This is a genomic window from Massilia aerilata, from assembly GCF_042656905.1.
GTDB lineage: Bacteria > Pseudomonadota > Gammaproteobacteria > Burkholderiales > Burkholderiaceae_D > Telluria > Telluria aerilata.
Genome location: NZ_JBHSMZ010000006.1, coordinates 250077 through 264830 on the forward strand (window position 1 = coordinate 250077; position 14754 = coordinate 264830).

A 14754-nucleotide genomic window follows, 5' to 3' on the forward strand; every position below is an offset into this window, starting at 1 on the left:
CTGCCTCGGCAGCAACACGGTACTATTCTTACCAAATGCAAGTCCACGACACAGAAACAGCCCGCTCGGGAAAACCATGCATCTGAAACCGCTGATTGCCGCCCTCTTCCTCGCGTCCCTGTCTTCCCTCGCCAACGCCGCCACCCCGGCCGACGCGCGCTTCCAGTCCCTCTACCAGCAGGAATGGCAATGGCGCATCGCCCAGCGCCTGGCCGACGACGAAGACCTGCCCAAGGGCCGGCGCCCGGAACTGCCGCGCGTCGACGCCGCCACCCAGGAGGCGCGCCGGCGCTACTGGGAGGACGTGCTGAAGCGCCTGTCCGCCATCGATCCGGCCGCGCTGTCGAAGGAAGAGCGCATCAACTACGCCGTCTACCGCGCCCAGATCCAGGCTTTGCACGAAGCCCAGCGCTTCCGCGAGTACGAGCAGCCGGTGAATGCGGACAGCGCCTTCTGGACCGACATCACCTATGCCGCGCGGCGTTCCTTCAAGTCGGCGCAGGAATACCGCGATTACATCCTGCTGCTGCGCGACATGCCGCGCTACTATCGCGAGCAGCTGGCCAACATGCGCGCCGGCCTGGCGCGCGGCTTCACGCCGCCGCGCGTGACGCTGGCCGGGCGCGACGTCCCGCTGGCGACGGTGGCGGAAGCAAAGTCGCCGCAGGACACCATCTTCTATTCACCCTTCAGGAGCATGCCGGCGAATATCCCGGCCGCCGAGCAGGCCAGCCTGCGCGAGGAAGCCGCCGCCGTCATCCGCGACAGCGTGCAGCCGGCCCACGCCGAGGTGCTGGCCTATGTGCGCAGCGAGTACTTTCCGAAAGCGCGCGTGGCGCTGGCGGCCGAAAGCCTCCCGGACGGCCGCGCCTATTACCAGTCGAAGATCGTCGAGTACACGACCACCTCGATGACGGCCGACGAGATCCACCGCATCGGCCTGTCCGAGATGGCGAAGATCCGCGCCGAGATGCAGCAGGCCATGAGCCAGGCGGGCTTCAAGGGCGACCTTCCCGCCTTCCTGGCTTTCCTGCGCGGCGACCCGCAGTTCTACGCCAGGACCCCGGATGAGCTCCTGAAGGCCGCGGCCTGGATCGCCAAGAAGTTCGACGCCAAGGCCGACCAGTATTTCGGCTACCTGCCGCGGCGCCGCTTCGCCATCGTCCCGGTGCCGCCCGACCAGGCGCCCTATTACACGTCGGCGCGCGGCGGTCCCGGCATCTATCTCGTCAACACCTACAACCTGCCGGCGCGCGCGCTGTACAGCCTCCCGGCCCTGACCCTGCACGAATCGGCGCCCGGCCACGCCTTCCAGATGCCGGTGGCGCTCGAACAGAAAGGCGTGCCGCCGTTCCGCAGAGCGTATATCTCAGCCTACGGCGAGGGCTGGGCGCTGTATTCGGAACGCCTGGGCACCGAGATGGGCATCTACGAGACGCCCTATGAAGTGTTCGGCATGCTGAGCTACCAGGCTTGGCGCGCGGCGCGGCTAGTGGTCGACACCGGCATCCACGCCCAGGGCTGGACCCGCGAACAGGCGCAAGCCTACATGCACGACAACACCGCGCTGTCCGACCACGAGATCGAGACCGAAGTCGACCGCTACATCTCCTGGCCGGGCCAGGCGCTGTCTTACTACCTGGGCGAGATGGCGATCATGGGGGCGCGCAGGAAGGCCGAAGCGGCGCTGGGGCCGAAGTTCGACATCCGCGCCTTCCACGACACCGTGCTGCAGCTTGGATCGGTGCCGCTGCCGGTGCTGGAGGCGCGGATCGACACCTTCATTGCCGAGGGCGGGAAGTCGCCCTACCGCTAGCCGTCATCCGTTTCAGCACCTGCAGGTAGCCGTGCTCGAGTGGCGCGCCATGTTGGTAGGCGCCCTGCTCGCGCAGCCAGCGGTGAAAGCGCGGCAGCTGCCAGGCCGGCACCGCCGGCAACAGATGGTGCTCGAAGTGGTAGTTGACGTAGTTTGGCGCCACCGTCAGCCGTTCCCACCACGAAGCCAGCACGGTGCGCGTGTTGCGCCAGATGTCGGGCTCGCGCGTGCCCGGCAGCGCGCCGTGCTCGGCGACGTTGCGGATGCGGCTGTACAGCATGTAGGTGGTGAGCCAGGCGGTGGGCCACAGCAGGTAGACGAAGGCATGGCCGGCAGCGGCGCAGATGGCCAGCATCGCGGCGTTGGCGAGCACGCAGCGCCAGCAGTTGCGCAGCAGCGTGCCTGCGCTCAGCCTGCGCGCTTCGTCGGCCTGGTCGGCTGAGCGGTAACTGTAGCCGCTGCGCTGGTCCGCGCTCGCGTACAGGATCATCAATGCGCCAAAGGCGCGCAGTCCCGAACGTCCGGTGATATCGCGCAGCAGCTTGCGGCGCAGCGAGGCGCGGCTGACCGGGTAGTGTTCGTAGTTCGGCAGGTCGGGATCCGCGTCGGTGCCGGCCTGCCGGTGATGGGTGAAGTGGTATTGCCTGTAGATGCGCAGCTCGACGAACATCGGCGCCGCGCACAGCCACTGGCCGGCCCATTCGTTGAGCCGCGCGGTCTTGAACAGCGAGCGGTGCGCGGCCTCGTGCATCAGGATGCCCAGGCCCAGCTGGCGCCCGCCCAGCACGATCAGCGCGGCGCCGACCGTCAGGGGATTCGCGCGCCACATCACCAGCCCGAAGCAGGCCGCGACCAGGCCCCAGTTAAACGCCAGCATGCGCCAGCCTGCCAGATCGGATTTCACCAGGAAGGGACGGATCTGCTCGCGGGGAAGAGGCTGGGTCCAGTCGTGGCGCATGGCGGCTCCCGGGCGGAGGGTCTATTCGAACAGCTTGATCTTCAACTGCACCGAAATCCCGCCATACAGCCGGTCCTTGTAGCTCGGGATGATGCCGACGTTGACGCCCACGCGCTGGTATTCGTAGGTCAGCGTGGGGATGGCGGCCGGGAACCAGCCGCCGTCGCGCATGTGCGGGTAGCCGTTGAAGGCGGCGATGGCCGCGCCCACGCGCACCGGGCCGATCGCATACGGCTGCCAGATCACGCCGGCGTAGTTCGAGTAGTCGCGGTCGCTGTTGTAGAAGCGGCCGGCGGTGGCCGCCATCGTGCCCGAGAAGCGGTACTCGGCGCCGAGGCCCCAGTTGGCGCCGTTCAGGTCCTTGTCGCGGTCGAAGTGCCAAGTTGCGAAGCCGCTGTCGATCCAGAACTCGCGCCTGGGCGCGGCGTCGATCTTCGTGAACAGGTCGCCGGCCTGCGCCGCCTGTGCGAAGGCCAGCGCCAGGCCGCAGGCCAGGGCCGGTTTGATGAATTGCTTGTTCAATCGTCTGCCTTCGGATCGAGACCGGGGAACATGACTTCGGTGTAGCCGAAGCGGGAAAAATCCTTGATGCGCATCGGGTAGAGGATGCCCAGCAGGTGGTCGACCTCATGCTGCACCACCCGCGCATGGAAGCCGTCGACGTCGCGGCTGATGCGCTTGCCGTACTGGTCGACGCCTTCGTAATGCAGCCGGGTGTAGCGCGGGACGCTGCCGCGCAGGCCAGGGACCGACAGGCAGCCTTCGAAGCCCTCTTCCATTTCATCCGACAGCGGCTTCAGGACCGGGTTGATCAGCACCGTCTCCGGCACGCTCGGGGCGTCCGGGTAGCGCTGGTTCTGTCCGAAGCCGAAAATCACCAGCTGCAGGTTGACGCCGATCTGCGGCGCGGCCAGGCCGGCACCGTCCACCGCGTGCATGGTCTCGAACATGTCGGCGACCAGGGCGTGCAGCTCGGGCGTGTCGAATGCCTTCACCGGCTCGGCCACGCGCAGCAGGCGCGGGTCGCCCATCTTCAGGATTTCGCGGATCGTCATCTTGCCTCCTCAGCTTTCCTGCGCACGCAGCTCGGCCAGGAACTCGGCAAAGCCCTCGGCGGTTTCCGGATGCTTCAGGCCCATCGCCGTGGTCGCCTTCAGGTAACCGAGCTTGGAACCGCAATCATAACGCTGGCCGGCGTAGCGGTAGGCCAGCACGCGCTCCTGCGACATCAGCGAGGCGATACCGTCGGTCAGCTGGATCTCGCCGCCGGCGCCGGCGCCGATTTTTGCCAGATGGTCAAAAATCGAGCCGGACAGCACGTAGCGGCCGACCACGGCCAGGGTCGAAGGCGCATCATCCGGCTGCGGCTTCTCGACGATGCCGGAGACCAGCTCGAGATCCGGGCGGTAGGCGCTGGCGCTGACGATGCCGTACTGGCGCGTATTTGCGCGCGGCACGTCCTGCACCGCCAGCACGCTGCACTTCTCGTAGCCGTACAGATCGGTCATCTGGGCCAGCACCGGCTTGTGGCCGGGCGCGCTGTCCATGAAGTCGTCGGCGAGCAGCACCGCGAAGGGTTCGTTGCCCACCACCGGGCGCGCGCACAGCACCGCATGGCCCAGGCCCAGCGGCTCGGACTGGCGGATGTAGATGCAGTTGACGTTCTTCGGGATCACGCCGCGCACCAGCTCCAGCAGCTGCTGCTTGCCGTGCGCTTCGAGTTCGGATTCGAGCTCGTAGGCCTTGTCGAAGTGGTCTTCGATCGCGCGCTTGTTGCGGCCGGTGATGAAGATCAGCTCCGTGACGCCGGCGGCGACCGCCTCCTCCACCGCGTACTGGATCAGCGGCTTGTCGACGATCGGCAGCATCTCCTTCGGCTGGGCCTTGGTGGCCGGCAGGAAGCGGCTGCCCAGGCCGGCGACGGGGAATACTGCCTTCTTGATTGCACTCATTCTGGTTCTCTCAATCGATTCTTTATTTCGGGAGCAGCGCCAGCAGGCCGGCTTCGTCGAGCACGGTCACACCCAGGCTCTCGGCCTTTTCGAGCTTGCTGCCGGCGTCAAGCCCGGCCACCACGTAGGAGGTCTTCTTCGACACCGAACCCGAGACCTTGCCGCCGGCCGCCTCGATCAGCGCGCCGGCCTGGTCGCGCGACATGGTCGGCAGGGTGCCGGTCAGCACGAAGCTCTTGCCGGTCAGCGGGCCTTCTTCACCAGCCGGCGCCTCGTCCGGCAGCTGGGCCAGCAGTTCGCGGCGCAGGTCGGCGATCTTCTGCACCCTTGCGCGGCTGCCGTCGGCAGCCATCCATTCCTCCAGCGACTCCGCCACCGTGGACGGCAGGCCGAACACGCTGAAGATCTTCAGGTGTGCCAGCTCGTCCAGCGTGCGGCCGTCCGCCAGCAGCTGCCTGGCGCGCGGCTCGGTCAGCTTCGGGATGCCGAGCGCCGCCAGCAGCTTGACCTCGTCCAGACGCTCGCGCAGCTGCGGCTTGGGCGCATGTTCGCCCTGGGGCGCGACGCCGGCCGCAAGCAGCGCATCCAGCGCCACCTGGTTCTTCGGCTCGGCAAAGAACTCGGCGATCGCTTCGGCCACGGTGCCGCCGATATCGGGCAGCACGCGCAGCAGCGCGGCAGGGGCGCGGCGCACCAGCGCCAGGCTGCCCAGCCAGTCGGCCAGGGTCTTGCCGGTCGACTCGCCCACATGGCGGATGCCGAGCGCGAACAGCAGGCGCTCGAGCGGCGGATTGCGGCTGGCGGCGATCGCGGCGAGCAAGTTGTCGGCCCATTTGGTCGCGACCTTGCCTGCCTTGACTGTCTCCGGCGTGGTGCCGTCGCGCTCGTCGGCCAGGCGCTTCATCTGCAGCAGGTCGTCCAGCGTCAGGCGATACAGGTCGGCCACGCCATGGATCAGGTTCGCCTCGACCAGGCTGTCGATGTAGCGGTCGCCCAGGCCTTCGATGTCCATCATGCGGCGCCCGGCGAAGTGGCGGATCGCTTCCTTGCGCTGGGCCGCGCAGGTCAGGCCGCCGGAGCAGCGCGCCACCGCCTCGCCTTCTTCGCGCACCACGTGCGAGCCGCACACCGGGCAGGTCTTCGGCAATTCATACGCTGCCGGTTCGGGCTGCGGGCGGCGCTCCAGCACCACAGCCAGCACTTCGGGGATGACGTCGCCGGCGCGGCGCACGACCACCGTGTCGCCCACGCGCACGTCCTTGCGGCGCACCTCGTCCTCGTTGTGCAGGGTGGCGTTGGTGACGGTCACGCCGCCCACCGACACCGGATTCAGGCGCGCCACCGGCGTGATGGCGCCGGTGCGGCCCACCTGCACGTCGATCGCCTGTACGATCGTCAGCGCTTCCTCGGCCGGGAACTTGTGGGCCAGCGCGAACCGCGGCGCGCGCGAGACGAAGCCGAGGGCACGCTGGTCTTCCAGGCGGTCGACCTTGTAGACCACGCCGTCGATCTCGTAAGGCAGCGACTTGCGCTTCTCGCCGATGGAGCGGAAATAATCGAGGATGCCTTCGCAGCCCTTGACTACCGCGCGCTCCTTCGACACCGGCAGGCCGAGGCGCTCGAACCAGTCCAGCACCTTCGAGTGCGAGTCCGGCATGGCCGCCCCTTCCAGCACGCCGATGCCGTAGGCAAAGAAGCGCAGCTTGCGCTGGGCGGTGATACGCGCGTCCAGCTGGCGCAGGCTGCCGGCGGCGGCGTTGCGCGGATTCGCGAATTCCTTCTGGCCGGCGTCGCGCTGGCGCTGGTTCAGGCGCTCGAAGTCCTGCTTGAACATCAGGACTTCGCCCCGCACTTCCAGCACTTCAGGGATGTCCTCGCCGTGCAGGCGCAGCGGAATCACTTTCACGGTGCGGATGTTGGCCGTGACGTCCTCGCCGGTGTAGCCGTCGCCGCGGGTGGCGGCCTGCACGAACACGCCGTTCTCGTAGCGCAGGCTCATGGCCAGGCCGTCGAACTTCAGCTCGGCCGCGTAGGCGACCCGGGCGCCGTTCGGCAGGTCCAGGCCTTCGCGCACGCGGCGGTCGAAGTTGTCGATGTCCTCGTCGGAAAAACCGTTGTTCAGCGAGAGCATCGGCATCGCGTGCGTCACCTGCTTGAACTCGGGGATGGGCGCGCCGCCGACGCGCGAGGTCGGCGTGTCGTTCGACACCGCTTCCGGGTGCGCCGCTTCCAGTTCCTGCAGTTCGCGGAACAGCTTGTCGTACTCGGCGTCCGGAATCGTCGGCGCGTCGAGCACGTGGTAGTTATAGATGTGGTGGTTCAGTTCCTTGACCAGCCACGCCATCCTTTCCAGGTAATCCTGCTGCTCGGCCATGTGGTCCTCAGCTGAACAGGCGCAGCGCGCGGGTCGAGCCGGCCGGGATGTCGGCCGCTTCCATCTCCTGGTAGAACTCGCCGACCTGGCCGGCGATCTCGCTCAGGGCTTCGTCGGACAGCGGCTGGTCGAAGTCGTCGACGATGGCGGCTTCCAGGCGCAGTTCCAGCGACTTGGCGCAGGTGACCATCTTGCCGAAGCCGTCGCGCGCCGGGGTCACGCAGGGCACATCCAGCAGCAGGGTCAGGCGCGAGGTGGTGTCGGCGCCCAGGTTGACGTTGGTCGACAGGGTGAACAGCACGCCGCCCTCGCCGTCCGGCATCGCGAAGCGGCCATCAGGGCGCACGTCGAAGCCCTGGTTTTCGAGCGCGCCGATCAGGGTCGACATCGCCCACGGCGCGCCTTTCGAAGCCAGGTTCACGCCCAGCTGGGCGTCATGACCGGCGACGAAGCGGTGCAGGTTCTTCGCCTCGCTCATCACCTCGATCATGTCCGGTACTTCCGGTTCGGCGCCGATTTCGTCGGCCACCGCGCGCAGGCGCGTGACCATTTCGGAATATTCGAGTTCGTTCAGGGCCGTGTTGCGGGTGGCCAGCTGCACGCCGGCCTGCAGCCTGGTGTAGACGCCGCCGTGCACGATCGGCTCCCAGTCGCCGTTCACGGCCAGGCCGACGAAGTGCACCGGCTTGTTGCCGACGCGGCGCAGCTTCAGCAGCGCGGGCAGGATCTTGTCGCCGCGGGCGGCGCCTTCGACGTTCAGCGGGATCAGGCAATCGATCAACGGATCGACGAGGTTCTCGGCCAGCTGGGCCGGCGGCGTGTCCGCCTTCGCGCCCGGCAGCGAAGCCAGCGGATCGAGGCTGGCGGCCATCGCGGCGCTCGCCGCGGCGCCGCCGATGCCGCCGCCGGAGGCGGCCGCGCCCTCGGCCACGCCGGCCGGCGCCGGCTCGCGCATCACCGGCTCGGCCAGCGCGTCGCTGCCGGCCAGTTCCGCAAATGGCGCGTCGATGTTCGCGTCCAGCACCGGCTCATGGCGGCCGGGCGAATCGGCATCCACCGGCGCGCCCGCGGCGTCCGGCCTGGCGGCGCCGCTCTTCATCAGGACGTCGTCATGGTCCGAAGCAAAGGCCCGTTCGACGCTCTTGCGGGCCTTGTACTCCTGCCACTTGTTATAACTAATGATGCCGACGACGAAGACGCCGCCGGCCGCGATCAGGCTCATTTGTAAGTCGTTCATGCTGCTTGTGCCTCAGTAGCGAAGTTCGCGGCGGACTCCATGTCCACCGCCACGATGCGCGATACGCCCTGCTCCTGCATCGTCACACCGATCAGTTGATTGGCCATCTCCATCGCGATCTTGTTGTGCGAGATGAAGAGGAATTGGGTATGGTCCGACATGCGCTTGACCATGCGGCAGAAGCGCTCGGTATTGGCGTCGTCCAGGGGCGCGTCCACCTCGTCGAGGAGGCAGAACGGCGCGGGATTCAAACGGAACATCGAGAACACCAGGGCCGTCGCGGTCAGCGCCTTTTCGCCCCCAGACAGCAGGTGGATCGTGGCGTTCTTCTTGCCCGGCGGCTGAGCCATGACCTGCACGCCGGCGTCGAGGATCTCTTCCCCGGTCATCACCAGCCTGGCCGTGCCGCCGCCGAACAGGATCGGGAACAGCTCCGAGAAATTGGCGTTGACGCGGTCGAAGGTGTCCTGCAGCAGGTCGCGCGATTCGCGGTCGATGCGCGAGATCGCGCCTTCCAGCGTGGCGATGGCTTCCTGCAGGTCGGCGTTCTGCGAATCGAGGAAGCGCTTGCGCTCGGTGGCCTGGGCCAGTTCCTCGACCGCCGCCAGGTTCACCGCGCCGAGCGCCGTGATCGCATTCGTCAGGCGCGTGACCTCGCCCTGCAGGTATTGCGGCTTCATGTCCGGCTGGAGTTTCTGCGACAGCTCGGACTCGTCGGCGCCGGTCGCGCTCAGGGCTTCGGCAAACTGTTCCTGGTTCAGGCGCGCGGCCTGCTCCTTCAGCTGCATCTCGGTGATGCGCTCGCGCTGCGGCTGCAGGCTGCGCTCCGCGCCCATGCGCGCTTCCTCGGCCGCGCGCAGCTGCTGCGTCAGCTGGTCGAGTTCATGGCGGGCGTCGGACAGCGCCTGTTCCTGCGCGCTGCGGCGCGCCAGCAGCTCCTGCAGACCCTCGGCCGCGGTGCCGGACTCGATCGCTTCCAGCTCCACCTTGCCCGCGCCTATGCTCTCCAGGACCTGCTCCGCCTGCTGGTTCGCGGTGGCGATCGTGCGGCGCAGTTCCTCGATGCGGCTGCGCTGGGTCTTCTCGGCGAACACCGCTTCCTGGGCCGAGCGTTCCAGCTCGCGCAGCTTGTCGCGCGCTTCGTTGAGCACGCGCTCCTGGTCCAGGAATTCGGTCTGGCGGTCTTCGTGGGCGCCCTGCAGCTCGGCCAGTTCCATGTCCAGCTCTTCGAACTGGGCCTCGGCTTCCGCCTTGACCTGGCGCTGCTCGGATTCCTGGGCCGCGATCTCGTCGAGGTCGGCGGAGATCTGGCCGCTGCGCTGGTTGAAGCGCGCTTCGACCTCGGCCTGCTTCACGACCTCGATCTGCAGGGCGTGGGTTTCGCGCTGCAGGGTCGCCACCTTCTGGCGGCCTTCCTGCAGGCGGCGCTGCAGTTCGCTCACCGCGGCGTCGGCGCGGGTGGCGCGGGTGCGCGCCTCGTCCAGCAGCAGGACCTGGGCGCGCAGCTGCTTGACGATGTTGTCGATCTCGTGCTGGCGCGCCAGCACGCCGTCCTGCTCGGCGTCGGCGGCATAGAAACGCACGCTGTTGCGGCTGACGATATGGCCGTGCGGCGTGACGAAGCAGCCGCCTTCCGGCAGGCGCTCGCGCTGGGCCAGCGCCGCGCCCGGGTCGTCGGCCGCGTAGACTTCGTGCAGCCAGTCGTCGAGCAGGCCGCGCAGGCCGGGGTCGTTCAGTTTGAGCAGGCTGGCGAAGGGCTTCAGGCCATGCGCGGCCGGCTGCGCGGGCGCCTTGGCCGACGGCGTGTAGACGGCCATGCGGGCCGGCGGGGCATCGCCGAAGAAGCCGCGCGCCCAGTCCAGGTTCGAGATCTCGAGGGCGCCGGTACGCTCGCGCAGCACCGACTCCAGCGCGGTCTCCCAGCCGGTTTCGATATCGAGCTTCTGCCACAGGCGCGGCAGCTTGTCGAGTTCGTGCTTCTGCAGCCAGGGCTGGACCTTGCCCTGGGTCTGGACCCGGTCCTGCAGCTGGCGCAGGGCCGACAGGCGCGCTTCCAGCTTGGCGTTGGCCGCGGTCTCCTGCTGGACCTGGGCGTGGGCTTCGCGCCTTTCCTGCTCGCTGGATTCCTGGCGGCTGGCCGCTTCCTCCAGCATCAGCGTCTGCTCTTCCAGCTGCAGCTGCTTTTCTTCCTGCTGCATGCGCAGCTTGTCTAGGTGGCCGGCATCCGGCAGGTTCAGGTTGCCGCGCTCCTGCTGCAGGCGCTCGCGCCGCGTGGCCAGGGTCGCCAGGATGTTCGAGGCATTGCGCTGGTGCGCCGACGACAGCTCGATGCGCTGCTGGATCTGCATGATGCGGGCGCGCGATTCGGTCGACTTTTCCTGGGACGCGCGCCAGGCCGCATCGAGTTCCGGCAGGCGCTCGTTCTGCGCCTCCACCGCGATCTGCGCGCCTTCGACGCGCGCGGCCAGTTCTTCGAGGCGGTATTCGGCTTCCTCGATCTGCTCCTGGGTGTCGCGGGCCTGGTTCAGCCACTGCTCGCGCTGGGCGGTGAGCGTGCCGATCTGATTCTGCAGGCGCGTGCGCGACTCGACCACGAACTTGATCCGCGCTTCCAGGCTGCCGATCTCGGCATTGGTCTGGTAGAGCTCACCCTGGGCCGCGTGCAGGCGGTCGCCGGTGGCGTAATGCGCCTGGCGCATGCGCTCCAGTTCGAGCTCGAGGTGGCGCATCTTCGCGTTCTGTTCTTCGAGGCCGGTCTGGGCCTGCTCCATCTCGAGGAACCAGCGCGCCTGCTCGGACTTGGCTTCGTTCTTGCGCAGCAGCCAGAGCAGCTTCTGCTTCTCTTCCTGGTCGGCCTGCAGCTGGTGGAAGCGGTTCGCCACCGCGGCTTGCGCTTCCAGCTTTTCCAGGTTGGCGTTCAGCTCGCGCAGGATGTCCTCGACCCGGATCAGGTTCTCGCGCGTGTCGGACAGGCGGTTCTCGGTTTCGCGGCGCCGCTCCTTGTACTTGGAGACGCCGGCCGCCTCTTCCAGGAACACGCGCAGCTCCTCGGGGCGCGACTCGATGATGCGCGAGATCATGCCCTGGCCGATGATGGCGTAGGCGCGCGGGCCGAGGCCGGTGCCGAGGAAGATGTCCTGAATATCGCGCCGGCGCACCGGCTGGCCGTTGATGTAATAGGTCGAGGTGCCGTCGCGCGTCAGCGTGCGCTTGACGGCGATTTCGGCGTACTGCCCCCACTGCCCGGCCGCCTTGCCTGCGCTGTTGTCGAACACCAGTTCGACCGAGGCGCGCCCGGCAGGCTTGCGGTAAGTGGAGCCGTTGAAAATCACGTCCTGCATCGACTCGCCGCGCAGCTCGGAGGCTTTCGATTCGCCCAGCACCCAGCGTACGGCGTCGATGATGTTCGACTTGCCGCATCCGTTCGGGCCGACCACGCCGACCAGCTGTCCCGGCACCTGGAAATTGGTGGGATCGACGAAAGACTTAAATCCCGACAATTTGATGGAGGATAGACGCACGTTCTCGAAGAAGGATGGGTGTCGTGAAAAACCGCATCATACCATCTGTTCCTTGCTTTAAGGCCAAGATTCAGTGTCGCTTTTCTCCCTGTAGCGCCGTGAATCGGCCCCCGATCGCCACCGCAGTCCGCCCTCGCTGAAACAGCAATAATAATTGCTATCTCATCGCAATTTTAAATGCTATTCTATTTTTGCAACGGACGAGCCCATTGGCGCCCCACCTACAAGCAAAGGAAACCATGAAAAAGAAATGGCTTGCCATCCCAGCCGTGTTGCTGGTGCTGGTCGCAGCACTTCCCTTCGCGCCGGAACTGGCGCGCTTCTGGATGGCGCACCGGCCGCAGCCCAAGCTTGCGGTCGATGCCGCCATGCGCACGCAGGCGCTCGACACCCTGGTGACGAGGCTGAACCAGCACTATGTGTTTCCCGAACAGGCGAAAGAGATCGAAATGGTGCTGCGACAACGCCAAAAGCTCGGCGCCTACGACGCGATGACCGATGGCGAGAAATTCGCCGCCCAGCTCGAGGCCGACATCATGGGCGTCGCGCACGACCCGCACCTGGGAGTGTGGTTCAGCCCGGGCGCGGTACCGCCCGATCCCGATGAGGCGCCGGACCTGACGGGCCGCAAGCCGCCGCCCTTTGCCGCCAACCCCGTCATGCGCCTGCTCGCGTCCATCGCCCTCAGCAGGGAGAGCTTTGGCGTCGACAAGGTCGAACACCTGAGCCCCGGGGTGGGCTATTTGCAGCTGATGGCCTTTGCGCCACCTGTCATGTCGGCCGGCAGGGTCGCCAGCGCGATGAACGAATTGAACGACACGGACGCCCTCATCATCGACCTACGCGGCAGCAGGGGCGGCCACCCGGCCGGCGTGATCCTGATGATCAGCTATTTTGTCGACCAGCGCACCCACGTGAGCGATGTATGGTCGCGCGATACCGGGTCGACGACCGCACTCTGGACGGACGACGCGCTGGAAGGCAAACGCTATGGCGGCAAGAAGCCGGTCACCATCCTGGTGGACCGCGATACCAAGTCGGCCTCTGAGGACTTTGCGTATACGATGCAAGCGATGAAGCGTGCCACTATCGTCGGCAGCCGGACCTGGGGCGGCGGTCACGCAGCCCGCCCCTACCGTCTCGGCGACCATTTCCTGGTCTCGGTACCGGACGCGCGCTTCACCAGCCCGATCACCCACACCGATTTCGAGGGCGTGGGCGTGATTCCCGACGTCGAGGCCGCGTCAAGCGATGCGCTGAAGGTGGCGCAGGCGCTGCTGCAGCGCCAGACACGCGTGGCCGCACTCCGCCGAGGCGGCGGCCAATGAAGAAGCGATGGCTGGTCCTGCCTTGCATGGTCTTGCTGGCATCGGTCGCCGTGTTCCGGCCCCGCCCGGATGTCGCGATCGACAAGCTGGTGGCCGGGCTGGACGAGTACCAGCGCCAGAAGGACGGCGCCTACGACGGCGCCGGCAGCGGCATGCAACTCGCCCATCACACAGGACGCAGCGCTGGAAGCGCCGCGCGAGGACCGCAATGCCGCCTTGCGCTGGCTGGCCCGGATCGGGCGCAGCATGGAACCGTCCGGCGTCGACAGGGCCGCGCATCTAAGGCCGAAGATCGGCTACCTGAAGATCTCCGCTTTCCGGAGCCCTCGCTGACGGCCGAACACTACGCGGAAGCGATGAACCGGCTCGCCGATACCGACGCCCTCATCGTCGACCTGCGCACCCGCCTGAACGACATCTGGTACCGCGCGTCCGGCGAATCGGCGCAGTTCTGGACCCTGGATAAACTCGAAGGCCAGGCTTATGGCGGCAGGAAGCCGGTCCTGATCCTGGCCGGTCCGCGCACGGCGTCCGCCGGCGAAGATTTTACCTACACGATGCAGGCGCTGAAACGCCCCACCGTGATCGGCGAACGGACCTGGGGCGGCGACCATTTATATGCCGCGATACCGGCCTACCGCAGCATCAGCCCGATCACCCACGCCAACTGGGAAGGCAAGGGCATGACCCCGGATGTCGCGGCGGCGCCCGCTACAGCGCTCGGGGTGGCGAAAGCGCTGCTCCGCCGGCGGCCCGGCGCCGCCGGGTGATCAGGTACAGAGCACCCCGAAACGGCGTCTCGAAGGCGCGCACGGCGGCACATAGGGCCCGCGGGCCGGCTGCCAGCCGTTGCGCAGCCAGACCCGGTCGCTGCCGGACAGCTTGAGGGCGGCCGCGGTCAGCCATTGATGGGAATTGGCGGGATCGGCGCGCGGCAGCAGCATGGTCGCCGCCAGCAGGCCCAATAAAAGCGGCTGCGGCGAGCGGTCGCGCGCGGCGCGGGTGCGGGCGATGAACAGGCCCGCGCAGGCCAGGCCCAGCAGACAGCCGGCCGCCGCCTCGCTGGCCGAATGGGCGCCGACCTTGACCCGCGCGATGGCCACCGCCACCGCCAGCACCGCGCCGGCCAGCACAGTCAGGAGAAAACCCGCGCGCAGCCAGCTGCCGCCGCGCCGGTCCTGGCCGCCCGGCCGCGTTTCACTGCGCCTGTCCTCGCGCCGCAGGCCGCGCCTTTCCAGCAGCAGGAACAGCGCGACCGGGAACACGGCGGCGGCGCGCGTGGCGTGGCCGGAGAAGCCGGTGAATTCGAGGGAGCGCAGGCCGATGCCCCAGCCGAGGAAGGCCATCTGGCTGGCCGCCGCGATGAAGAGCGCGGCGCCGAACAGCAGGCACCAGGCCAGCGCCAGCCGCCAGCAACGCGCCCCGACCAGCCAGGCGGCGATGGCGACGGCAAGCAGCGCGGTGACGTTCAGGCCGCCGAGTGCGGATAGGTGATACCACCAGGTCATGTCGGTTTTTTTGGAAGGGAGATTGCGGCTCGACTATACCGCAGTTCCTCCCGTCGTCCC

The 14754-nt window shown here is 67.6% G+C and carries 11 protein-coding genes; 3 read left to right on the forward strand and 8 right to left on the reverse strand.

The features are described from left to right. Positions 1 to 76: 76 nt before the first annotated feature. Positions 77 to 1816, forward strand: coding sequence for a DUF885 domain-containing protein (locus ACFPO9_RS10280; protein ID WP_379770229.1), 1740 nt, complete (start codon positions 77 to 79; stop codon positions 1814 to 1816). Here the strand turns inward: ACFPO9_RS10280 and ACFPO9_RS10285 are convergent. From ACFPO9_RS10285 to smc, 7 genes are read right to left on the reverse strand one after another with little or no spacing between them, the layout of a single operon-like run. Continuing rightward, positions 1782 to 2774: a fatty acid desaturase family protein gene (locus ACFPO9_RS10285; protein WP_379770232.1), complete on the reverse strand. Its 993-nt coding sequence runs from the start codon at positions 2772 to 2774 to the stop codon at positions 1782 to 1784. The genes ACFPO9_RS10280 and ACFPO9_RS10285 overlap by 35 nt on opposite strands. A gap of 21 nt (positions 2775 to 2795) precedes the next feature. Next, a complete protein-coding gene (locus tag ACFPO9_RS10290; RefSeq protein ID WP_379770234.1) occupies positions 2796 to 3296 on the reverse strand; it encodes a hypothetical protein in 501 nt (166 codons plus the stop codon). After that, on the reverse strand, positions 3293 to 3829 hold the full coding sequence (def, locus tag ACFPO9_RS10295) for a peptide deformylase (protein WP_379770237.1): 537 nt from the start codon (positions 3827 to 3829) through the stop codon (positions 3293 to 3295). Before def ends, ACFPO9_RS10290 begins: the two co-directional genes overlap by 4 nt. Before the next feature lie 9 nt (positions 3830 to 3838). Beyond that, positions 3839 to 4726 (reverse strand): UTP--glucose-1-phosphate uridylyltransferase GalU, encoded by an 888-nt coding sequence (gene galU / locus ACFPO9_RS10300; RefSeq protein WP_379770240.1) that lies wholly within the window; start codon positions 4724 to 4726, stop codon positions 3839 to 3841. Between the two features lie 22 nt (positions 4727 to 4748). Continuing rightward, positions 4749 to 7100 carry an NAD-dependent DNA ligase LigA gene (gene ligA, locus ACFPO9_RS10305; RefSeq protein ID WP_379770242.1) on the reverse strand — a complete coding sequence of 784 codons (2352 nt, stop codon included), beginning with the start codon at positions 7098 to 7100 and terminating at the stop codon, positions 4749 to 4751. A 7-nt stretch (positions 7101 to 7107) separates the two neighbouring features. Beyond that, entirely contained in the window at positions 7108 to 8337 is a 1230-nt protein-coding gene (locus ACFPO9_RS10310) for a cell division protein ZipA C-terminal FtsZ-binding domain-containing protein (RefSeq protein ID WP_379770244.1), read from the reverse strand. After that, complete coding sequence (smc, locus tag ACFPO9_RS10315; RefSeq protein WP_379770246.1) at positions 8334 to 11858, reverse strand: chromosome segregation protein SMC; 3525 nt, start codon at positions 11856 to 11858, stop codon at positions 8334 to 8336. The genes ACFPO9_RS10310 and smc overlap by 4 nt, the downstream gene beginning before the upstream one ends. A gap of 239 nt (positions 11859 to 12097) precedes the next feature. On the opposite strand from smc, the gene ACFPO9_RS10320 reads away from it, so the two are divergent. Continuing rightward, positions 12098 to 13186, forward strand: coding sequence for a S41 family peptidase (locus tag ACFPO9_RS10320; RefSeq protein ID WP_379770248.1), 1089 nt, complete (start codon positions 12098 to 12100; stop codon positions 13184 to 13186). After that, positions 13183 to 13956 carry a S41 family peptidase gene (locus ACFPO9_RS10325; protein ID WP_379770250.1) on the forward strand — a complete coding sequence of 258 codons (774 nt, stop codon included), beginning with the start codon at positions 13183 to 13185 and terminating at the stop codon, positions 13954 to 13956. The genes ACFPO9_RS10320 and ACFPO9_RS10325 overlap by 4 nt, the downstream gene beginning before the upstream one ends. On the opposite strand, the gene ACFPO9_RS10330 is transcribed toward ACFPO9_RS10325, so the two are convergent. Further along, entirely contained in the window at positions 13957 to 14694 is a 738-nt protein-coding gene (locus ACFPO9_RS10330; RefSeq protein ID WP_379770252.1) for a phosphatase PAP2 family protein, read from the reverse strand. It lies immediately after the preceding gene. Between the last annotated feature and the right edge of the window lie 60 nt (positions 14695 to 14754).

Excerpts from the sequence above, each read along its gene's own strand:
- galU (WP_379770240.1), bottom strand. The coding sequence starts at position 4,726 with ATGAGTGCAATCAAGAAGGCAGTATTCCCCGTCGCCGGCCTGGGCAGC.
- def (WP_379770237.1), bottom strand. The coding sequence starts at position 3,829 with ATGACGATCCGCGAAATCCTGAAGATGGGCGACCCGCGCCTGCTGCGC.
- ACFPO9_RS10310 (WP_379770244.1), bottom strand. The coding sequence starts at position 8,337 with ATGAACGACTTACAAATGAGCCTGATCGCGGCCGGCGGCGTCTTCGTC.
- ACFPO9_RS10330 (WP_379770252.1), bottom strand. The coding sequence starts at position 14,694 with ATGACCTGGTGGTATCACCTATCCGCACTCGGCGGCCTGAACGTCACC.
- ligA (WP_379770242.1), bottom strand. The coding sequence starts at position 7,100 with ATGGCCGAGCAGCAGGATTACCTGGAAAGGATGGCGTGGCTGGTCAAG.
- ACFPO9_RS10280 (WP_379770229.1), top strand. The coding sequence starts at position 77 with ATGCATCTGAAACCGCTGATTGCCGCCCTCTTCCTCGCGTCCCTGTCT.
- ACFPO9_RS10325 (WP_379770250.1), top strand. The coding sequence starts at position 13,183 with ATGAAGAAGCGATGGCTGGTCCTGCCTTGCATGGTCTTGCTGGCATCG.
- ACFPO9_RS10285 (WP_379770232.1), bottom strand. The coding sequence starts at position 2,774 with ATGCGCCACGACTGGACCCAGCCTCTTCCCCGCGAGCAGATCCGTCCC.
- ACFPO9_RS10320 (WP_379770248.1), top strand. The coding sequence starts at position 12,098 with ATGAAAAAGAAATGGCTTGCCATCCCAGCCGTGTTGCTGGTGCTGGTC.